The organism is Pyramidobacter sp. C12-8, from assembly GCF_002007215.1.
In the GTDB taxonomy this organism is placed as follows: Bacteria; Synergistota; Synergistia; order Synergistales; family Dethiosulfovibrionaceae; genus Pyramidobacter.
Genome location: NZ_MUHX01000005.1, coordinates 114,254 through 135,496, shown reverse-complemented (window position 1 = coordinate 135,496; position 21,243 = coordinate 114,254). Strand labels below are relative to the sequence as shown.

19 protein-coding genes and 1 pseudogene are annotated in these 21,243 nt (G+C 57.3%); 8 read left to right on the top strand and 12 right to left on the bottom strand.

The window, feature by feature from the left end; genetic code table 11:
* A pseudogene (locus B0D78_RS03325) lies at nucleotides 1–202 on the bottom strand (serine hydroxymethyltransferase); the annotation flags it as partial.
* A gap of 283 nt (nucleotides 203–485) precedes the next feature.
* Here B0D78_RS03325 and B0D78_RS03320 point away from each other — a divergent pair.
* A complete protein-coding gene (locus tag B0D78_RS03320) occupies nucleotides 486–1,829 on the top strand; it encodes an MATE family efflux transporter (protein ID WP_078015567.1) in 1,344 nt (447 codons plus the stop codon).
* Between the two features lie 237 nt (nucleotides 1,830–2,066).
* Nucleotides 2,067–3,185 carry an ABC transporter substrate-binding protein gene (locus B0D78_RS03315; RefSeq protein ID WP_240496104.1) on the top strand — a complete coding sequence of 373 codons (1,119 nt, stop codon included), beginning with the start codon at nucleotides 2,067–2,069 and terminating at the stop codon, nucleotides 3,183–3,185.
* Nucleotides 3,186–3,206: 21 nt separating this feature from the next.
* Here the strand turns inward: B0D78_RS03315 and B0D78_RS12750 are convergent, their stop codons facing one another.
* Nucleotides 3,207–3,452 carry a hypothetical protein gene (locus tag B0D78_RS12750; protein ID WP_147413076.1) on the bottom strand — a complete coding sequence of 82 codons (246 nt, stop codon included), beginning with the start codon at nucleotides 3,450–3,452 and terminating at the stop codon, nucleotides 3,207–3,209.
* Between B0D78_RS12750 and B0D78_RS03310 the strand changes: the two genes are divergently transcribed.
* The 5 genes from B0D78_RS03310 (at nucleotide 3,415) to B0D78_RS03290 (ending at nucleotide 8,316) form a co-directional block, all read left to right on the top strand.
* Nucleotides 3,415–4,575 (top strand): ABC transporter substrate-binding protein, encoded by a 1,161-nt coding sequence (locus tag B0D78_RS03310; RefSeq protein WP_078015565.1) that lies wholly within the window; start codon nucleotides 3,415–3,417, stop codon nucleotides 4,573–4,575. The genes B0D78_RS12750 and B0D78_RS03310 overlap by 38 nt on opposite strands.
* A gap of 150 nt (nucleotides 4,576–4,725) precedes the next feature.
* On the top strand, nucleotides 4,726–5,646 hold the full coding sequence (locus tag B0D78_RS03305; protein ID WP_078015564.1) for a branched-chain amino acid ABC transporter permease: 921 nt from the start codon (nucleotides 4,726–4,728) through the stop codon (nucleotides 5,644–5,646).
* Nucleotides 5,647–5,655: 9 nt separating this feature from the next.
* Entirely contained in the window at nucleotides 5,656–6,768 is a 1,113-nt protein-coding gene (locus tag B0D78_RS03300) for a branched-chain amino acid ABC transporter permease (protein WP_078015563.1), read from the top strand.
* Nucleotides 6,761–7,609: an ABC transporter ATP-binding protein gene (locus B0D78_RS03295; protein WP_078015562.1), complete on the top strand. Its 849-nt coding sequence runs from the start codon at nucleotides 6,761–6,763 to the stop codon at nucleotides 7,607–7,609. Before B0D78_RS03300 ends, B0D78_RS03295 begins: the two co-directional genes overlap by 8 nt.
* Nucleotides 7,606–8,316 (top strand): ABC transporter ATP-binding protein, encoded by a 711-nt coding sequence (locus tag B0D78_RS03290; protein WP_233543557.1) that lies wholly within the window; start codon nucleotides 7,606–7,608, stop codon nucleotides 8,314–8,316. The genes B0D78_RS03295 and B0D78_RS03290 overlap by 4 nt, the downstream gene beginning before the upstream one ends.
* A 264-nt stretch (nucleotides 8,317–8,580) precedes the next feature.
* On the opposite strand, the gene grdA is transcribed toward B0D78_RS03290, so the two are convergent.
* A complete protein-coding gene (grdA, locus tag B0D78_RS03285) occupies nucleotides 8,581–9,057 on the bottom strand; it encodes a glycine/sarcosine/betaine reductase complex selenoprotein A (protein WP_078015561.1) in 477 nt (158 codons plus the stop codon).
* 367 nt (nucleotides 9,058–9,424) lie between these two features.
* On the opposite strand from grdA, the gene B0D78_RS03280 reads away from it, so the two are divergent.
* Entirely contained in the window at nucleotides 9,425–9,850 is a 426-nt protein-coding gene (locus tag B0D78_RS03280; protein WP_078015560.1) for a protein-export chaperone SecB, read from the top strand.
* A 70-nt stretch (nucleotides 9,851–9,920) separates the two neighbouring features.
* Here B0D78_RS03280 and B0D78_RS03275 read toward each other — a convergent pair whose 3' ends face one another.
* The 9 genes from B0D78_RS03275 to B0D78_RS03230 form a co-directional block, all read right to left on the bottom strand.
* Nucleotides 9,921–10,676: an SDR family NAD(P)-dependent oxidoreductase gene (locus tag B0D78_RS03275; RefSeq protein WP_078015559.1), complete on the bottom strand. Its 756-nt coding sequence runs from the start codon at nucleotides 10,674–10,676 to the stop codon at nucleotides 9,921–9,923.
* 84 nt (nucleotides 10,677–10,760) lie between these two features.
* On the bottom strand, nucleotides 10,761–11,870 hold the full coding sequence (locus tag B0D78_RS03270; protein WP_078015558.1) for an ATP-NAD kinase family protein: 1,110 nt from the start codon (nucleotides 11,868–11,870) through the stop codon (nucleotides 10,761–10,763).
* Nucleotides 11,871–13,460: an aminomethyl-transferring glycine dehydrogenase subunit GcvPB gene (gcvPB, locus tag B0D78_RS03265; protein WP_078015557.1), complete on the bottom strand. Its 1,590-nt coding sequence runs from the start codon at nucleotides 13,458–13,460 to the stop codon at nucleotides 11,871–11,873.
* A gap of 22 nt (nucleotides 13,461–13,482) precedes the next feature.
* Nucleotides 13,483–14,865 carry an aminomethyl-transferring glycine dehydrogenase subunit GcvPA gene (gene gcvPA / locus B0D78_RS03260; protein ID WP_078015556.1) on the bottom strand — a complete coding sequence of 461 codons (1,383 nt, stop codon included), beginning with the start codon at nucleotides 14,863–14,865 and terminating at the stop codon, nucleotides 13,483–13,485.
* A gap of 28 nt (nucleotides 14,866–14,893) precedes the next feature.
* A complete protein-coding gene (locus tag B0D78_RS03255; protein ID WP_078015555.1) occupies nucleotides 14,894–15,676 on the bottom strand; it encodes an SDR family NAD(P)-dependent oxidoreductase in 783 nt (260 codons plus the stop codon).
* A 905-nt stretch (nucleotides 15,677–16,581) separates the two neighbouring features.
* A complete protein-coding gene (locus tag B0D78_RS03245) occupies nucleotides 16,582–18,000 on the bottom strand; it encodes a sodium:solute symporter family protein (protein ID WP_078015553.1) in 1,419 nt (472 codons plus the stop codon).
* 204 nt (nucleotides 18,001–18,204) lie between these two features.
* Nucleotides 18,205–19,407, bottom strand: a complete 1,203-nt coding sequence (locus B0D78_RS03240) for a Zn-dependent hydrolase (protein WP_078015552.1) — start codon at nucleotides 19,405–19,407, stop codon at nucleotides 18,205–18,207.
* Nucleotides 19,408–19,435: 28 nt separating this feature from the next.
* Nucleotides 19,436–20,683 carry a TRAP transporter large permease gene (locus B0D78_RS03235; RefSeq protein WP_233543522.1) on the bottom strand — a complete coding sequence of 416 codons (1,248 nt, stop codon included), beginning with the start codon at nucleotides 20,681–20,683 and terminating at the stop codon, nucleotides 19,436–19,438.
* 23 nt (nucleotides 20,684–20,706) lie between these two features.
* Nucleotides 20,707–21,213 carry a TRAP transporter small permease gene (locus B0D78_RS03230; protein ID WP_078015550.1) on the bottom strand — a complete coding sequence of 169 codons (507 nt, stop codon included), beginning with the start codon at nucleotides 21,211–21,213 and terminating at the stop codon, nucleotides 20,707–20,709.
* Nucleotides 21,214–21,243 lie beyond the last annotated feature (30 nt).

The following is a 21,243-nucleotide window of genomic DNA, read 5'->3' as shown; positions in this document are numbered from 1 at the left end:
CGCCGTAGTAGCGTTTGGCGGGGTAGCCTTCGGCGTACTTGTTGGTGAGCACGGAACCCATCGCCGCCATGACGGCGCGCGAGGTGAAGTTCTCGGAGGCAATCAGCTCGATCTGATGGTTCTGGCGGCGGTACTCTTCGATAATGATGTCGGCGATCTCGGCGTCGACGTCCCGGATGTACTTGTCGCTGTTCTTGTCCATTGATATCTACCTGCCCTTTCATTTTAGAACTGTCAGTTTATATAGTAAAAACATCAGCAACGCGCTTTTAAACAAAGTAACAATACATCATTTTACTCCGTCTGTCAAAAGGATATACCACCTTCCATGAAAATATAAAACATCCGCCATCCCGCTCCCGGGCAATTTCCGTTCGGTTCCGGAAAGGCAAGGCGATAGCTTCGGGCGAGAAAACGCAAAAAGGCAAAATTTTCCTGCCTTTCTGATAAAATAAAAACCAAATCCGTGAGAGAAGGCTTCATCTATGAGAGATCAATCCGCGCTGCTCACGCAGGGCCCCATCGCCAAAACGCTGCTCACGTTCGCGCTGCCGCTTTTTCTCGGCAACCTGTTCCAGCAGATGTACAACACGGTCGATTCGCTGGTGGTCGGCAACTTCATCGGCAGCGACGCCCTCGCCGCCGTCGCTTCGTCGGGACACATGGCCTTTCTGCTGATCGGCTTCCTGCAGGGCGTATTCGTCGGCGCCGGCGTGATCATCGCCCGCTATTACGGCGCACGCAATGCCGAACGGCTGCGCATTTCCGTGCACACCACGGCGTTCTTCGCGCTCCTGGGGGGCGGTCTGCTGTCGGCGCTCGGCGTCGTCTTCTCGCCCGTCATCCTCAGGCTGATGGGCACGCCGGAGACCGTGCTGCCCAATTCGCTGACCTACTTCCGCATCTATTTCGGCGGCTTGCTTTCCGTGGTGCTCTACAACTGCGTCAACGGCATCCTCCAGGCGGTCGGCGACAGCCGGCATCCGCTGTATTACCTGATTTTCTCCTCGTTGGTCAACGTGGCGCTGGACCTGGTTTTCGTGGTCGTTTTCCGCTGGGGCGTGGCCGGAGTGGCGGTTGCCACGGTGATCTCGCAGGCGGCCAGCGCCGCGCTGGGGTTTTATCACCTGAGCCGTCACGGCGGCGAGGCGCGCGTGTCGTGGCGCGATCTGCGCCCCGACTGGCCGATGCTGAAACAGATCCTGCGCATGGGCGTCCCCTCGGGGCTGCAAAACTCCATCATCTCTTTTGCCAACATGGTCGTCCAGTCGCACATCAACTCTTTCGGCGCCATGGCCATGGCCGGCAGCGGCACGTTTCTGAAACTGGAGGGATTCGCTTTCCTGCCCATTTCCAGCTTTGCCCTGTCGATCACGACCTTTATCGGTCAAAACATGGGAGCGTGCCAGCATGAGCGGGCACGCCGCGGCGCCGTCTTCGCGCTCTGCGCCGGAGCGATCATGGCGGAGCTGCTGGCGCTGCTGATCCTCTTCAACATCCGCCCGCTGATGATGGCTTTCGGCGCCGAGCCGGAGGTCGTCGCGTTCGGCGTCGCACAGTCGCGCATCGCCGCTCCCTTCTATTTTCTGCCGGCGATGTCTCATTGCATGGCGGGCATCCTGCGCGGTTTGGGCAAGGCCGTCGTACCGATGCTGGTCATGCTGGTGTGCTGGTGTCTGATCCGCGTCGGCTATCTGTCGGTCGCGCTGCGCATCAATCACGACATCCGCCTGCTCTACGCCGCCTATCCCATCACCTGGGCGCTGAGCGCGGCGACACTGCTGATCTGCTGCCTGCGAGTCCGATGGGACGTGCAGGAACCGGACTGATACCGCTTCTTGATCAAAAAGCCGAACACGGGGGCGCTTTCTTCGTACCGCGGGGACGGAGCCAAATAATCCGACTGTCGATAATATATTTCGCGTGGATAATTTGTATTTTCTGTTTTTCTACTTGAAAACCTCTATTCAATAACTTATAATCTTTTAAGCGTCGTTATCCACATAATACACGAAAGGAGAAATAAAGTAATGAGGAAATTTTGCGCTTTTGCGGTAGCTTTCTGCATGATGGCTTCAACGGCCCTGGCGGCGAATAAGGTCGTCCGTATCGGCATTTTCCAGCCGGCGTCCGGCGACAGCGGCGCGGGCGGCAAACAGGAAACCCTGGGGTCGCAGTTCGGCTTTCACGAAACGCCGACGGTCGTGATCAACGGCGAGACGTACGACGTCGAGCTGGTTTACGCCGATAACGGCTCCTCGCCCGACAAGGCGCCTTCGGCGGCCCAGAAGCTGGTCAGCTCCGGCGTTTCCGTGGTGCTCGGTTCCTACGGTTCGGCCGTTTCTATCGCCGGTTCCCGTTACTTCGCCGACGGCGGCGTTCCCGCCATCGGCATCGGCTGCACCAACCCGCAGGTGACGGCGGGCAACACGCACTATTTCCGCGTCTGCTTCCTCGATCCGTTCCAGGGAACGGTGCTCGCCGACTACGCCTACAACGAGCTTGGCGCGCGCACGGCGTACTGCCTCGGCGAACTGGGCAACGACTACGACGTCGGCCTGTGCCACTATTTCAAGATGACTTTCGAAAAGCTGGGCGGCAAGGTGATTACCGACACGTTCCCCACGGGCAACTCGGACTTCACGTCTTATCTGACGAACGCCAACATGTACGGTGCGGACGTGTTCTTCTGCCCCACGTCGCTGGCTTACTCGACGCAGATCATCGCCCAGGCCGGCGCTCAGGGCGCGACGTTCCCGATCCTCGGCAGCGACACGCTCGACAGCAACAAGACGGCCGAAGCTGCCAAGAACGCCAGGGTCAAGCTGATCGTCTCCACCTTCTACCAGGAGGGCGGCTCGCCCAAGTTCGACAAGGATTTCAAACAGTGGCTGCACGACGATAAGGAAGCGATGACGAACAACGGCGGCAACGACATGATTTCCGCCATTTCCGTGATGGGCTACGACGCGTACTACACGGCGCTCGAAGCGCTCAAGGCTTCCGCCTCGCCCGATCCCAGAGACGTGAACAAGGCGTTGTGGGGCGTCAAGTACAAGGGCGTCAGCGGCATGATCTCCTTCGACAAAAACGGCGACGCCATCCGCGACTCGGCGTTCCTCAAGACCGTCAACTTCGAGACGGGCGACTGGGACTTCCTGGCCGAGCACAAGATTTCGAAATAACGCGAGCTTCCGTTTGAAATTTCAGCAATGATCGAGGGCGCGGCGAGGATATTTTTCGTCCTCGCCGTGCTTTGTATCGAAAACCCACGTTCGCCGCGCGAAGCCGCCGAAAAGGGCGGAGGCACCGGAACGTTTTGCGGCGAGAAGGTTTTTCCCGCCTGAACGCCCGATGTACCCAAAGCGTTTCAGGCTCGTTGCAGTCAAGACATATCGAAAGGAGAATGCAGCGATGAAAAAGTTTTTGGCGGTTGCATTGACGCTCTGCATGACGGCCTCGGCGGCGTTTGCCGCCGAGAAAGTGGTGCGCATCGGCATTTTCGAGCCGGCGTCCGGCGACAGCGGCGCGGGCGGAAAGCAGGAGGCTCTGGGGGCCCAGTTCGGCCTCCGTGAGACGCCGACGGTGAAAATCAACGGCGAGACGTACAAGATCGAGTTGATTTACGCCGATAACGGCTCCTCGCCCGACAAGGCGCCTTCGGCGGCCCAGAAGCTGGTCAGCTCCGGCGTTTCCGTGGTGCTCGGTTCCTACGGTTCGGCCGTTTCTATCGCCGGTTCCCGTTACTTCGCCGACGGCGGCGTTCCCGCCATCGGCATCGGCTGCACCAACCCGCAGGTGACGGCGGGCAACACGCACTATTTCCGCGTCTGCTTCCTCGATCCGTTCCAGGGAACGGTGCTCGCCGACTACGCCTACAACGAGCTTGGCGCGCGCACGGCGTACTGCCTCGGCGAACTGGGCAACGACTACGACGTCGGCCTGTGCCACTATTTCAAGATGACTTTCGAAAAGCTGGGCGGCAAGGTGATTACCGACACGTTCCCCACGGGCAACTCGGACTTCACGTCTTATCTGACGAACGCCAACATGTACGGTGCGGACGTGTTCTTCTGCCCCACGTCGCTGGCTTACTCGACGCAGATCATCGCCCAGGCCGGCGCTCAGGGCGCGACGTTCCCGATCCTCGGCAGCGACACGCTCGACAGCAACAAGACGGCCGAAGCTGCCAAGAACGCCAGGGTCAAGCTGATCGTCTCCACCTTCTACCAGGAGGGCGGCTCGCCCAAGTTCGACAAGGATTTCAAACAGTGGCTGCACGACGATAAGGAAGCGATGACGAACAACGGCGGCAACGACATGATTTCCGCCATTTCCGTGATGGGCTACGACGCGTACTACACGGCGCTCGAAGCGCTCAAGGCTTCCGCCTCGCCCGATCCCAGAGACGTGAACAAGGCGTTGTGGGGCGTCAAGTACAAGGGCGTCAGCGGCATGATCTCCTTCGACAAAAACGGCGACGCCATCCGCGACTCGGCGTTCCTCAAAACCGTCAATCCCGAGACCGGCCAGTGGGACTTCCTGGCCGAGCATCATGTGGGCGGCGTAAAGTAAGCGGCGTCAAAAACGCTTTGTAATATTTTCAGAAAAAGAAAAGAAGGCGTTGTTTTTCCGATTGCGAACGAGGGCGCGGCGAGGCTGTCAGGTTCTTCCCCGCCGCGCCTTCCGCGTTGAAATCTAATCTGAAAGGGAGTCGTTCTCCTCATGTGGAAAACCGTTTTTCCCTATCTGCTGTCGGGCATTTCGGTGGGGGGGCAGTATGCGCTGATCGCCATCGGCTACACGATGGTGTACGGCATCCTGCGTCTCATCAACTTCGCCCACGGCGACGTGTTCATGGTGGCCGGTATCCTGATGGTCTATATCTCGGCTGCGGCGCCGCTCTACGTCTCGGTGCCCGTCGTGCTGATCCTGACGTCGCTGATCGGCTTCTTCATCGAGCGCATCGCCTACAAACCTCTGCGCGCGGCGCCCAGAATGAGCGTTATGATTTCGGCCATCGGCGTGAGCTACACGCTTCAGAACCTCGTGCTCTACGTCACGGGCGGCCTGAACCAGTTCTACCCAAAGATTCCTTTCATCTCGGATTCGGTCCGCATCAGCGGCGCGACCACTACGATGGTCACGATCATCACGCCGTTTCTGACGCTGCTCCTGGCGGGCATCCTCGTCATGCTGATCAACCGCACCAAGCTGGGCATGGCGATGCGCGCGGTCAGCAAGGACTTCGAGACGAGCCTTCTGATGGGCATCAAGATCGACCGGGTCATTTCGGCGACGTTCGTCATCGGCTCTTTCCTGGCGGCGGTCGGCTCGGTGCTGTATTTCACGAACTATTCGACGGTCATTCAGACTTCCGGCGCCATGCCCGGCCTGAAAGCCTTCGTCGCGGCGGTGTTCGGCGGCATCGGCTCCATTCCCGGAGCGGTCATCGGGGCTTTCATCATCGGCATCTGCGAGAATCTTATCAAAGGACTGGACGTTATTCTGTTCCGACTCGGCTTTATCGCAAAACCGCTGGGACTGGCCACGTTCTCCGACGCCTTCACGTTCGCGCTGCTGATCGTCATTCTTCTCGTCAAGCCCACCGGCCTGTTCGGCGAAGAACATACGGACAAGGTATAGGTGACGGCCATGATCGACAAAAGACAACAACGCACAGCCAACGTCATCAGCGTACTCATCATCGTGGCGATCTATATCGCCGTGTTCGTAGCGGAGCAGTGCCTGCCGCCGCGGTCGATGCTCTTTACGGTCCTGAAGAAAGGGGCCGTCTACGCGCTCGTCGCCGTGGCGATGAACCTGCTCAACGGCTTCACGGGCATCTTCTCGCTCGGACAGGCCGGGTTTATGCTGATCGGCGCTTACGTATATTGCATCTTCACGATCCCCGTCGTCTCCCGCCCCATCGTATATCAATATTTCGGCGGCGGCATCGTCCAGTTCACGCTGCCGTGGTTCGTCGCCATGTTCCTCGGCGGCCTCGTCGCCGCAGCGTTCGCTTGGCTGATCGGTCTGCCGGTGCTGCGGCTGAAGAGCGATTATCTTGCCATCGCCACGCTGGGCTTCGCCGAGATCATCCGCGCAATTTTCCAGTGGAACCAGCTGGGGCCGCTGACGAACGGCTCGAACATGCTGAGGCTGTTCACGATCTTCACCGACTTCAATATCCTCAACGCCGACGGTTCCGTGTCGGTCTATCTGGCGACGACCGTGCCGATGTTGATTTCAGGCTTCTGTATCGCGCTGCTGGTGATGTTGATCAACTCCACCTACGGACGCGCGCTGCGTTCCATCAAAGATAACGAGATCGCCGCCGAAGCCATGGGCATCAATCTGGCCCGGCACAAGCAGCTGGCGTTCTGCGTTTCTTCGTTCTTCACGGGCATTTCCGGCGCCATGCTGGCCATGTATCAGACGTCGGTGCAGGCCAAGAGCTTCACGGCGGCCATGACCTACGAGATCCTGCTGATCGTCGTCATCGGCGGCGTCGGCTCGGTGACGGGGTCGTGCCTGAGCTCGTTCCTGTTCGTGGCCTGCTCCGAGTGGTGGCTGCGCTTCCTCGACGAGAAGCAGATCGTCAACGGCTTCGAGGTGCCTCTGCTGCGCAACGGGTTCCGTCTCGTCGTGTTTTCGATCATCATCATGATCGTCGTGCTGTTCTTCAGCCGCGGCATCATGGGCACCAAGGAACTGCCCGATCTGTTCAGGCGGCGCAGAACGAAGGAGGCGGCGCCCCATGAGTAACCCGAAGAACGTGCTGCATCTCGACCACCTCACCATGCAGTTCGGCGGCGTCGTCGCCGTCAACGACCTGACGATGGACGTCAACGAAAGAGAGATCGTCGCCCTGATCGGCCCCAACGGCGCCGGCAAGACCACGGCCTTCAACGCCGTCACGGGCATTTACGCGCCCACGAACGGCGAGATCTCCTTCCACGGCACCCCGATCGTGCGCAACCACCCTTCCGGCAAGATGAAAACCCTTTACGCGGGGACTAACGCCGACCGCTACAAAACGGGCGTGCTGCGCCCCACGCCCGATCAGATCACCAAGCTCGGCATCGCCCGCACGTTCCAGAACATCCGCCTGTTTTCGGGCATGACCGTGTTCGAGAACGTGCTCACGGCGCGCCACCTGCGCCGCACCAGCAATTTCATCACCGCGACGCTGCACCTCAACGGCCGGGAAGAAGCGATGATGCGCGAGCGCTCGCTGGAACTGCTCGATATCGTCGGCCTGGCCGACGAGCGCGACGAAATGGCCGTCAGCCTGCCCTACGGCAAACAGCGCGTGCTCGAGATCGTCCGCGCGCTGGCGACCGACCCTACGCTGCTGCTGCTCGACGAACCGGCGGCCGGCATGAATCCTCAGGAAACGCTGGCGCTGGGGCAGTTCATCAAACAGATCAAGAAAGATTTCGACCTGACCGTTTTCATCATTGAACACCACATGGACCTCGTCATGAACATCTCCGACCGCATCTACGTGATCGAATTCGGGCGCCAGATCGCCGAAGGCACGCCCGCGCAAGTTCAGAACGACCCCGTTGTCATCAAAGCCTATCTGGGAGGTGACGAAGAATGAGCCTGCTCAAGATCATGGATCTGAAGGTCAGCTACGGCGGCATCGAAGCGCTGAAAGGCGTGTCCTTCTCCGTCGAAAAAGGCCAGATCGTCACCCTCATCGGCGCCAACGGCGCCGGCAAATCCACCACGCTGCGCGCCATCAGCGGGATCGTGCCGATCAAGGAAGGGACGATCACCTACGACGGCAACGTCATCAGCGGGCAGGATCCGCAGGCGATCGTGTCGCAGGGCATCTGCATGGTTCCCGAAGGGCGGCGCGTCTTCCCCAATCTTACCGTGCAGGAAAACCTGCGGATCGGCGCTTACCTGCGCAGCGACGACCTGACGGCCGACCTCGAACACGTGTACGAACTCTTCCCCCGCCTCGAGGAGCGTTCGTGGCAGATGGCGGGAACGCTCTCCGGCGGCGAACAGCAAATGCTGGCCGTCGGCCGCGCGCTGATGATGCGCCCCAAACTGCTGATGATGGACGAACCCTCGCTGGGACTCGCCCCGATCGTCATCCGCGACATCTTCAAGATCATCGAGACGCTGCACCGCGAAGGCATCACCATCCTGCTCGTCGAACAGAACGCCCACGTCGCGCTGAAGATCGCCGACTACGCCTTCGTCCTCGAGACCGGCTCGCTCGGCGTCCAGGGCAAGGGTAGCGACCTGCTCAACGACCCCGCCATCAAGGCGGCCTACCTCGGCAAGGCACGGTAGTTTATGCCGTTTCCCGATCGAAACGCCGAACCGTCCCCAGCCCCTCTGGGGAAAAACGCAAAACGCGCGATGCCGCCCAAAATACGTCACCGCACAATTCCATCAGTTTTCAGCGCGCTTTGAGCGCTATAAAAAAAGACCAGAGGAACCTTGGCATTTTTTGCGAAAATCCAGTACAAAACAGCCGAGCCCCTCGGTCTTGTCGAAACAGCAAGCCGGTCCATGAACGTTCGTCCATGGACCGGCTTGTTTGACAGGCTCTTATTACAGCTTGTACTTGGAATACTGATCGCGGATGCCTTTGACGGCAGCGGCGAGCGCCTCGGGATCGAGCACCATCTCCATCATGGAAATCTGCTCCTCCCACGCCTTGGGATCAGCTTCAGCACGAATCTCTTCATCGAAGATGTCATAAACGGCGAGTCCCAACGGGACGCCGGCCAGGGGACCTGCAAAGGTGGGATCTCCGTTGGTCACGGTTTCGGCGTAAATCTCGGCGCCTTCGGCGTCGGACGAACCGAAAATGACCACGCAGTTCTCAGCACCGTACTTCTCAGCGCAATCCTTGACGCGCTGCTGGTTCTGCAAGTCCATGGCTCCGGCAGCCGTTCAGACGAAGCACTCCGTTGCTTCGAAGACGACTTCGGCTCCACTGTTCTCAAAGCAAGCCTTCATAGCAGGCGCAGGTACACCGTCGCGCTCGCCGAGAAGGATCAATTTCTTGCCTGCGAGTTTGCCCATAAGTCGCACCTCCTTCTTTTGATGTTCTGGGTTCATTATAACCAAATTTTTCTTTCCCGCAAGAGGACTATAACATTTCTAGATAAAGCGCTCGAAATCACATTCTTGATTTGTGCGTTTTATACATCCATCAGCGTCGATTGGCTGGCTTTTCCGGTCATAACAAATAAGACACTTCCTTTTCGGAGATTCCGTCCGTCGCTCCCTTCGCCCGACACGGGCCGACTTTCGAGCCTTCTCCCCGCATTGCTCCCCTTTCGCCTTAAACGGTCTCCCTTGGATTTTGAGCGATCCGTGTTATAATGAGCGGCAGCATGCCGCGCACCATTTTCCATCCTAAACTTTTCCCCTAAAGGAGCCTGTGTTTATGAACGAGATCCGCCTTGCCGATTTTCGCGCCGAGAGCCTGCAGTTCGACATGAATCACCACTTTCAGCCCAAGAAGGACGAGAACCTCCCCCTTTCCATCAAACTGGATCAGCGCGTGCGCATGAGCGCCACGCCCAAGGAGCCGACGTTCCTCAACATCCGCGTCACCGTGTTCGACGACGCCGAGAACAACAACTATCCATTCGAGATCATCGCCGACGTTACCGGCGTGTTCTTCATCGACGCCGAAGGCGCCGACCGCGAGGCGATCCTCAAGGACAACGGCATGACCATGCTGCTGCCCTATGTGCGCGCCATGATCAGCCAGCTCGTGTCGCTGGCCAACCTGCCCACGCCCGTCATCCTGCCGCCCATGGATCCTTCGCAGATGAAGCCCATGGAGCAGCCCTCAGCAAACGACTAAGAACAATAAACGTCCTTCCCGTGAAAAAACGGGAAGGACGTTTATTGTTCTTAACCACGCGAATATTATCTTACGAATACAGCCCTGCCGTCTCGCCGCCGTCGATGCGGATGTCGGCGCCGGTGATGTATTGGGCATCGTCGCTGGCGAGGAAGGCGTAGAGCGCGCCGATCTCCTCGGGCGCGGCGTGGCGCTTCATGGGAATGCCTTCGTTGACCTTGGTCAGCATCTCGTCGGTGTATTCGGCGCGCTGCATAGGCGTGAGCACGTAGCCGGGACACACGCAGTTGACGCGCACGACGGGAGCCAGTTCGAGCGCCAGCGTCTTGGTGAGCAGGATCACGCCGGCCTTGGAAGCGTTGTAATCGGCGTACCAGCGGTGGCCTTCGGTGCCGTTGCTGGAGGCGGTCATGAGGATCACGCCGCCGCCCTGGGCTTTCATGCGCCTGCCGGCTTCTTTGGCGCAAAGGAACATGCCGCCCAAGTTGATGTCCATCACCTTTTTCCATTGCGCGTAAGGGATATCCAGCGCGTCGCTGCGAATAGAAATACCGGCGTTGGAAATCAGCACGTCGATGCCGCCCAGCAGGCGATCCATCTCCGCAAAAGCCGCTTTGACGTTCTCCTCGTCGGAGACGTCGGCCGCGGAAAATCCGGCGAACTCGGGACGTTCCTTCTGCGTCGCCTCGAGGGCTTTTTTGTTGTAATCGACGATGAAAACCTTCGCGCCTTCCGCGGCGAAACGGCAGGCCGTCGCCAGTCCGATGCCGCTGGCCGCGCCGGTGATCATCACGCGCTTGCCTTTGAGTTCTTCATAACGTGCCATAAAAAGACCTCCTCAAAGAATGTTCCCGTTCGGGCGCTTCGCCCGAACTTTTTTATTCTACGGCCAAACGTCGGGAACGCTTCTTCACTCCACGCGGCACATCTGGCGGCGGTCGTAGCCGGTCACCACGGCGGCGTAGCCGGCGAACCGGCGGTCGAGTTCGGGGTCGCCGGTGTCCACGAGCAGGGGCTTGGGGAACAGGCCGATCAGTTTGGCCGGCGTGGCGACGACCGTCACGTTCTCCACGCCGACGCGGCGCAACACGGCGGGGCTGAGCTGCTGGTTGCCGCGGCCGAAGATGTGCCCCTGGCCGCCGATGACGGTGACGATCAGCGTGGTGTTGCCCGGTTCGACCAGGTCGAGGAGCTGGCGCTCCGTCAGGTCGGCGGCGACGAGGCGGCGGTCTTTGACGGCGTCGACGCCCAGCAGCGTGCCGGGGAGCTTCAGCTCGTCCATGATAGCCTGGGTGGTGGTGCCCGAACCGATCAGATACAGACGCCCGGGGGCCATGTGCTCCGCCGCCCAGGCGGCGATGGCCGAGCGGTCGTAGGCGTCGGGGTTCGCGCCGCCTGATTTGCGGTCCTGCAGGCAGCCGCGGTCCAGCGGCACTTTCAGGTAGCCGTAAAGGCGAGCGTTGACCGTGCCGCGGCGGAAAGCGTCTTCGTCGATGTCCATCACCTCGGCGTCGCCCAGCTCCTTCACGCCGCCGGAGGCAAATTTGCGCAACAGCTGCCCGGCGCGCACCGGCGTGACGCCGTAGACCGCCGAATGGATCTTCACGCCCGCCGGTACGCCGATCACGGGGATGTCCGCGCCTTCCGTCGCCGCGCAGACGTCGCGGGCCGTGCCGTCGCCGCCGGCGAAGAAGATCAGTTCCGCTCCGGCGGCGACCATGGCCTCAACGGCCGCGCGCGTGTCGGCGGCCCCGGTTTCGCCTGCCGGACGGTACACGGTCTCGTACGAAAGCCGCCGTTCTTTCAAAAGCGCTTCTCCCATTTCGCCGCCGCAGGCGAGAAACTCAACGCACTCAGGCAGCGGCAGCGCGGCGTCGAGCGCCTGCGCCATGCGCCCCGCGGCACGGGGCACGGCGCCGAGGGAGCGGGCGCGGCGGAGCGTTTCCGCCCCGTCGGTGCCCTTCAGCGCCACGGAACCGCCCATTCCCGCCACGGGATTGACGAGAAAGCCGATTTTCATCTACTTCTTTTCCGGCTGGAAATAGCCTGTGTACTTCTGTTTGTAGTTCCGCCACGACAGCACCCACTTGTCGGGGTCGTCGAAATAATCGTGGCTGATATGGTGCACGGTGCTGTTCAGCGGCGCTTCGCGGATGACCTCGGGCTGTTCGTAGCACTCGCGCGCGATGGCGGCGAGGATCTCGCAGTAGGTGTCGAGGTCGCGCTTGCTGTACGACTCGCTGGGCTCGATCGTAAACGGTTCGGGGATCACCCACGGTTCGTGGCTGCTCCAGTAATGCGTGCCGTAATCGGGGATGCGCCGCGAGAAGTCGGCGGTACCGAAGCCGGTGTCCTTTTTGAGCTGTTCCCAGCTGTAACGGACCTGCTCGATGCGCGGTTTGTGATTGGGGAAACTGATCGACGCGCCCTTGATGGCGAGAATCTTTTTCATGCAGTAGTTGTTGTTGAGGATCGCCACGCGGCTCACCTCGCGCAGACCTTCCGCGCCGAGGCTCATGATCCAAGCGTAGGCGCGCACCGCCACGGGCGCGACGCCCCAGAAGGACTTGACCTTGCCGCAGCTGCGGGGCAGGTCGAAATCGAGGTAATAGCCTTTCTCCCCGCTGTGTTCGACCAGCGGCGCGGGCAAATAGTCGCGCAGTTCTTTGCAGCAGGTCACCATGCCGACGGCGGGGCCGCCGCAGCCGTGCGGCGACGAGAAGGTCTTGTGCAGGTTGAAGAACGACATGTCGAAGTCGGCCTCGACGGTGCGGGTGATGCCCAGCAGGCCGTTGGCGTTGGCCTGATCGTAGCAGCAGATCGCGCCGGCTTCGTGAGCCAGCCGCGTGAACTCGCGGATGCGGCGGTTGAAGATGCCGGTGTCTTCGGGATTGGTCATGAAGATGGCGGCGACCTTGTTGTTTTTCAGCGTCGCCTTGAAAGCTTCGATGTCGGGCAGCCCCTCGGCGTCGGGAGGCAACACGACGGCTTTGTAGCCCTTGACGATCGGGCAGGCCGCGTCGGCGGGGTGCGAGAAGAATGTGGTGACGACGGTGTCGCGGTCGTTTTCGCCCTTGGCTTCCCAGTAGGCGCGCACCACCGACGCCATGGCGAGGATGCCGTGCGCGCCGCCGCCGGGCTGGATGCTGAAGCAGTCGAGTCCGGAAATTTCCTTGAACAGCTCGCCCAGACGCCAGACGATTTCGAGAATGCCCTGCGCCGTGCCGTCCGGCTGCAGCGGATGCATGTCGGCCACCTTGGGACAGCCGGCGAGGCGGTCGTTCACCTTGGGGCTGTACTTCATCGTGCAGGTGCCCTGGCCGATGTCGATGTTGCTGTCCACGCCGAGGTTCTCCTGCGCCAGATGGTTGTAGTGACGGGCCAGCTGCGGCTGGCCGATCTCCGGCAGGTCGGGCGCGGTTTCGCGCCTCATGCACTCGGGCAGACTGGAAACGCCGTCGCCCGCTTCGGCCGCGGCGGCTGGCGAAACTTCCGGAACCAGCACGCCGCGCTCGCCCTTCACGCTCAACTCGTAAATGATCGGCTCGTTCCAGCTCGCCTGATGGAAACGATCCAGTCGGGTGTCTCTTTTGTCTGCGATTTTATCCATGACGATCCTTCCTTTCCGTCCCTCAGGCGAGGATTTCCGCAAGAGCGGCGGCCAGCGCGTCCACATCGTCTTCGCCCGTGCGCTCGGTAACGCACAGCAGCGCGCATTGCCCCAGTTCGGGGAAGTCCTTGCTCAAATCGAAGCCGCCGAGAATATTCTTCTTCAAAAGCGCCGCGTTGACTTCGGCGACGGTTTTGTTCTCGAAGCGCACGACGAACTCCTGGAACGTCGCGCCGCTCAGCGGGCAGACCGTCAGTCCCTTCACGGTGCTCAGCCGCTTGCGCAGCAGCAGGCCGCGCTGCAAAATGGTCTTGCCCAGTTCCTGCATGCCCTTCGGCCCGAGGCTGGCGAGATACACCGCCGCGCCGATGCTCCACAGCGCCGCATGCGTGCCGACGAATTCCTTGGCGCGGTCGCGGACAGCGAACGAGGTGCGCTCCCACATCACGTCGCCGAAGCCCCATTCGCCGTGAGTCGTCGGAGCCAGGCCGAACAGGCGCGAAGGATACTCGCGCACGATCTCGGGCCGGTCCTTGGCGGCCATGTAGCCGCCCACGCCGCCGCCGTAGTTCATGTGGATGCCCAGCGCCTGGATGTCGCCACAGGCAAGGTCAGCTCCGTACTGGAAGGGCGGCTTCATCACGCCCAGCGTCGAAGGTTCGGCGTAAACGACAGACAGCGCCCCAGCCGCGTGCGCCAGATCGGCGATCCGAGACGCCTCTTCCTCGACGACGCCGAAGAAGTTGGGATTCATCACCATTACCGCCGCGGTCTTATCGCTCAGTTTCGTCTTGAGATCGTTCAGGTCGAGGCGGCCGGTCCCGCGATCGTAAGCGACGGTCGTCACCTTCACGTCGGGATGCAGATACGTCTTCACGGCACGCGCCACGTCGGGATTCAGCGTCGATGGGATCAGCACTTCGTCGCGCTTCGTCACGCGCGTCGCCATGCGCAGCGCCGTGCCCGCGGCCTGCGAACCGTCGTAGTTGGGCACGTTGACCACGTCGCAATCCAGCAGCTCGGCCATCATGCTCTCGTACTCGAAGCAGGCTTGGAAGCGGCCGTGATCCTCGTACGGCTCGCCGGCGTAGGCCGAAAGGAACTCGGAACGATTAATCACCTCGTCCACCAGAGCCGGAACATAGCGGTTATAGCAGCCCGCGCCGAGGAAGCAGGTCATTTCGTTGGCCGTCTTGTCCTTGTTCAGAATTCCCGAGACATGGCGGACAAGATCGCACTCCGCCTCGTAAGGCTGCGGAAGTTTGAGCGGCTCCTTCATGAGCAGCTCCCGAGGGATGTTCTGCCCGATCAGTTCGTCGATGGATTCCGCCCCGATGAACTTGAGCATCTCCGCCTGGACGGCCGGATCGGAGTTGGGAATGTAGGGATAATTCCTTTTCGACATCGTAAGACCTCCTTGAAAATCCGCCGCGTTAGGCGATGCCGCCGCCGTCGACGACCAGCGCCGAACCGGTGACCCACGGCGACATTTCGCTGCACAGGAAGAACACGCACATGGCCACGTCCTCCGGCGTGCCCAGCCGGGCGATCGGCCGCACCGCGCACGACGCCTTGAACGCCGAGTCGTACGTGCCGCCCAGCTGCTCGCATTCGCTTTTGAGCATCGGCGTGTCGCTGTCGCCCGGACAGACGCAGTTGACGTTGATGTTGTGGGGGCCGCAGTCAATCGCCAGCGCGCGGGTCATGTTCCACACGCCGCCCTTGGACGCGCAGTACGCCACGGCCTGGTCGCCGCCCTTGAGCGCCCAGCCCGAACCGATGTTGACGATCTTGCCGTGTCCCTGCTTCTTCATGTAGGGCACCACGTTGTGGCACATCAGGTAAACGCTTTTCAGCGTCACGTTCAGCACCAGATCCCAGTCTTTTTCTTCAAGATCTTCCACCGTGCGGCGGCGGGTCGCTCCCGCGCAGTTGACGAGACTGTCGATGCTGCCCCAGCGCTGGAACGCCGCTTCGGCCGCCGCGGCGCAGTCGGCCTGACTGGTGACGTTGCAGCGCATGAACGCCGCGTCGCCGCCGCTGGCCCTGATTTTCGCGGCCACTTCCTCGCCGCCCTTCTCGTTGATGTCCAGCAGCATCACTTTCACGCCGGCGTCGGCGAAGAAGCGGGCGATCCCCGCCCCCAGCCCCGACGCGGCTCCCGTGATGACGGCGTTTTTGCCCCTCATGCCGCACAGTTCGTTCAAATCCAACATGACGACGCCTCCCTGTCATAAAAACTCCGTATACAAAAAAAGCGTCCGACGCGCGAGCGCAAAAGAGTCCCTTTCGCCCGCCAAACATCGTTCGCCGTCCGCCGCGTTTTTCAAGAGCAAAAGCCGAAAAACGCCCGTCAAAACCACGAGGCGATGCTCTTACGCTTGTTTGTATACAATTTACTTGAAAAAATATTACGACATAAACGTTCATTTGTCAAGAGAACTTCGCCGGCAAAAAGACGGCGCATTGCCGTTTGTCCGTCCCGTTTCGTCCATCTTCCTCTGTCAAAAGCCGCCGTTCTCGTCATCGGGAAATGTTCATTGAAAATCCAGTATACAAAAATTCCGCGGCGTTTCTCTCACACGCCGCGGAATTTTTCACGCGCCCGACGGGCGCCGATACGACCTGTATTTTTTCTGTCAGATCAATCTAATTATTTTATCTTTGACATAAAAACATAAAGGCCCCTCTGTGCTCAATTATAGAGAGTCCACGGAGAGTCCTCTATGTTTTGATTTTTGACTGAACAGTCGAATTGAGACAACAAAGCAAGTTACACAGACCACAGCGCTCTCGCCTATACGTGCCTTGCAAACGGTACCAGACGGTTAGAAAACTTCATCGCCATGGTAAAAATGACATCTGAGTGACTGAAGAAAACGTCTTTCCCGCTACAATGCAAGACCACAGTATCCGTCTTTTCACCACCCCTGCGCAATATCAACGCGGCGGTGGCAGCGTAATCGTGTATGCCGTGCTTTAGTACAAGCTCGTCGCCAACGCGCTCATTGACGCAGATGCTTTTGGCACTGCAAGGACACAGAATGAAATGGGTACGGTCGCTTTCGCTCTGTGGCTGGAAACGGTAGAGGCAATAATGTGATTCTATAATATTAAACAACTACTCTTTGAAAAACTGATCAATAACTTTTTGAGAAGGAGGTGGGGTCAACTTACTGACAATTACCAAGGTCAACGTGCAGGTGAACAGTGAAGGTAAGATGGGAAACCAGCCGAACGGTCTATTCAAATAGCCCCAGATGGCTGCCGTAAGAATGCCAACAATCATTGCGGCAAGAGCGCCCTGAGCATTGGCTCGTTTCCACGCAAAAGCTGCCAGTACAACGACAGAGAGCATCGACCCCATATAGCCGACAGCATTAGCCTGAACCCACATAACACCCTGATTAGTGTGTATGGTGAAGAAAATTGCTAGAATGCCGATGATGAACGTAGTGATGCGAGCCATCTTCAACGTCTGCTGGGGCATGAACTGTCTAGAACTGCAACGCTGCACAATGTCGCGTACAAAAGTGGTTCCTGCGAGCAGCAACACGGAATCCGCTGTTGAAATTGAGGCCGCAAGAATACCGGCCATCATGATACCGCCGCCCCAAGGCCCCATCACTTTTTGAATGATTGTCGGAGCATAGGTATCAGCAACCCCTGTCAATCCGGGGAAAAGGACAATGCTGGCCAGCGCAGCGAGCATCAGCGGCAAATAGAAAAAGATAAAAGTAACACCCGTCCATGCCTGGCTCAGAGCAGCAGTTTTAGGATCCTTTGCAGAATAAATTCTCGTACTGAACTGCGGCGCTCCGATATTACCGATACCCCATGTCAAGAACCATGACATGGCTACACCCAATGGAATGGCACCGTTGGCAAATGGATCAAGTGCGCTAGGTTTTATCTGTGCAAGTGTTTTATGGATTTTTACAACACCGCCTGCTTCGTTAACAGCGTTATAGCTCAGTAACCACACGCCGATAAGAATGATGGCACTACAAAAGGTGTCTGTCCAAGCGACGGCTTCCATACCGCCCATCACGGTAAAAAGGATGAAGATTATCCCAATAACGATAATTGCTGTCGTGCGATCTATACCCATAGACGTTGTGACTACGGCTGCGGAACCAGTCAGTTGTGCAGAGGTAAAGAACAACATGGCAACAAGAATGACAACACCGGCAATAATGCTGTGAGCTTTGCCATAACGGGCAGCGAGAAGATCGGGCAGCGTTGTCTGACCAAACTTGCGCAGTTTCTCAGCAAACCATAGAGCCGCAATCATTGATGTCAAAGCCGTACCAGCCCAGTTCCACCAGCCAGCCCAACCATAGCTATAGTAATAGCCAAAATAACCGATAACAGAAACAGTGCTGATAATTGTGGCAAAGTACGTACCGACCAGTGGAACAACACCAAGGTTGCGTCCTGCAACGAACCAATCCTGATCGTTTTTAATGCGTTTAGAAACAAAAAGTCCGATCAGAAAAAGCAGGATCAGAAAAACAATAATACAAACGGTTAATTCCATAGATTTTCATCTCCTTTTCAGAGCATATAGAAATTGACGAGAACCTACCCCTTTTTTAGTAATTTCACAGCAAGACACACAATTGGGCAAATACACAGAACCGCAAAAAATCCCCAGAAAACATAAAGGGATGTCGGAATGATCTCGCTCATGCAAAATCCCCTCTCATTATAATTTTATATATTTCTTTATTGATTAAATTAGCTACTCTGCCAACAGAGCGACCGTCTCTGTCAGGACCTGAACACCCTTGAGCATATCTTCATCGGTAGTAAATTCAGCTCTGTTATGACTAATGCCGTCATGACTCTTTACGAAAATCATGCCGGTAGGCATAAAGTGTGCCATAGCTACGGCATCATGCGACGCACCGCTGGGCATACGCTGATAAGCATAGCCGCACCTCTTTACCGCTTGTTCAATTGTAGCAATGATATTCTCGTGCAGAGCAACAGGAGCTTTATTGACTATCTTTTCGATTGTAGGAGAGTATGCGGCATACTCGGAAGCGTTTACCATCTCATGAAGCTTTGCAACTAACTCATCACCAACTTTATCTGACAAAGAACGCAATTCCATGACAAAAGATGCCTTGCCGGGGACAACAGCCGGCGAATTAGGATCGAGGATAAATACGCCAGTGTTGTAAACAAAGTTATCTTTTTTCACAAGACGTTCATCGGCCCAAGCAAACCATCGTGTTAACAGTTCTGATGCCGGACGCATCGCATTTTTGCGCTCTGACATTGGTGTCGTGCCTGCATGATTTTGCTGTCCGTTCATTGTGATTTTATAGCGGATAATACTGACGATGCCGGTAGGAATACCGATTTCCAAATTTTTGCGTTCCAGTACGGGCCCCTGTTCGATATGCAACTCAAGATACGCACCGTAATCGTCAATCTTGATACGGGCATTGACAAGATCATCACAAGTTAACCCTGACCACTTAAACGCTTCTTCCGGCTGATTCAAAGGCGCCAGTCCAGTAATTGCACGGCTGCCAAATGTCCCCCCAAACAAACTCGCTTCTTCGGCGATGAAGCCGACAACTTCAATCGGAGCTGACAGAGAGCCGAACTTTTCATGAAGAGACTGCAAGGCTTCGATGCCTCCCAAGACTCCCAATGCACCGTCATAGATGCCGCCGTTAGGAACTGAATCAAGATGCGATCCGACGAGGATTGTTTTGCGTGTCGGATCAGTCCCACCATATCGTCCATAAATGTTGCCGATTGTATCTACACGGACTTTCATGCCGGCATCTTCCATCTTTTTCTTCACGTAATCACGTCCCTCGGCATAGGCAGGACTATATGAAGGACGATTCAAGCCCGCTTCGGACCAGCCGATTTTCGCCAGGCCGAAGAAGTTATTCAGAAAGCGTTTGTCATTAATCTTGATCATAACAATGCCCCCTTTTTTGCATTTCCTGCTAGAAAGGCCACAGTGACAGGAATGGAACGTACGTGATCAGCAAAACGCCGGTCAAGTTCCAGAGCATAAAGGGGATTGCCCCCTTAAGAATCCTTTCAAACGGTGCATGGGCAATATTGGCCGCAACGAACAGATCAACTCCCATGGGAGGCGTAGCCATCCCAAGCGCCAGATTGGAGATAACAAGGACACCAAAATGAATGGGATTGACGCCGAGCTTGGTAACCAGCGGCAGGAAAATAGGACAAAAAATCAGAATATTGGACAAGGTATCGATAAACATGCCGCCTAATAGGAACAGGACGTTCAAGAGCAGAAGGATAATAACCTTGCTGCTCGTAATACCAAGGATTAGATTGGAGATCAGCGTCGGAACGCTGCGCATGTGCAACAGTTTAGCGAAAGCACTCGCTGCTCCCATCAGGAAAATGCAAGAACCGGTGATTACAGCCGCTTCAACAAGTGCTTTGATCAGTCCCTGGAAGGAAAGCTGACGTGTGCAGAAACCGAGCACCATGGCGTAAACAACGGCAACAATACCAGCCTCGGTAGGCGTGAAAATACCACAGTAAATACCGCCAAGGATAATAATCGGCATCAGCAGGGCTGTCTTAGCCTGCCAGATTTTTTCCAACACCCACAGCCAGTTACCGCCGCGGGGTTTGCCAACAAAATGATGTTTGCGAGCGATGATAATCGTGGGAATGATCAGAAACACGGCAACAATAATTCCGGGTACAATGCCAGCGACGAACAGATCGGTGATGGACACATTACAGTTAACACCGTAAACAATCATCGGAACGCTGGGGGGAATCAGCACACCAATGCCGCCGGCACAGGCTATTAAGCCGCCAGAAAAGCCGACGTCATAACCTCGTTCCAACATTGTCGGCAGCATAATTGCGCCGATCGCCGCAACTGTGGCGGGACCTGAACCGGACACGGCTGCGAAAAATGTGCAAGCAACGACAGCAGAGATTCCAAGACCACCAGGAAAGTCGCCGGAAACAGCTTCGGCAAGGTTAGTCAACTGACGGGCAATACCACCATGTGACATCAACGTACCGGCAAGAATGAAAAAAGGTAACGCTAAAAGTGTAAATGAATCCGCAGTAACAACCATACGCTGACCAACAAAAAACATCACCTTTGCTAGACCGCCGGGGACCCACGGAGTGAACGCGATGCAGCTCAGACCAATGGTCGCCGCAATGGGGATCGTCAAAAGCAGTGCCAGAAACATGGTACCGAAGACGGCGAGTAACATTAGCGATCATCTCCTTTTTTATCTCCGAAAGAGAAAAACTCTTTTATTTGAGGAATAATGGATTTCTGGATGATGCGGAACGCCATAATAGTGAAACACATGGGACCAAAAACAAAATATGTCCATGTCGGAATTCCCATAGCTGCTGTGACCTGATGGCTACGGTATTGAAGACTCATAATGCTCCATGAATGCTGGATTAAAAGAATCGTAAAGGCAAGAAAGACCGTAGAGGAAAAGACTTTAATAAAAGTCCCCAAGCGTTTAGGCAGAACTGTAAGGAGCGCTTCTACCTTAACGTGCTCAAGCTTTTTGGCACAAAGAGAGAAACTGAACAGCGCCAGAATCACAAAGCAAATGCGCATCAGTTCTTCTGCCCAGCTAAAGACGAAATGCAACAAATAACGAGTGATAACCTGTTCAGTACCAACGACAAGGATCATGAGAAATAAGATGACAACGACAGCCTCTTCAAGGTAATCGTCAAACAGCCTCAAGAGTTTCATATTTTTATACCTCCAGGATATTGGCAATCT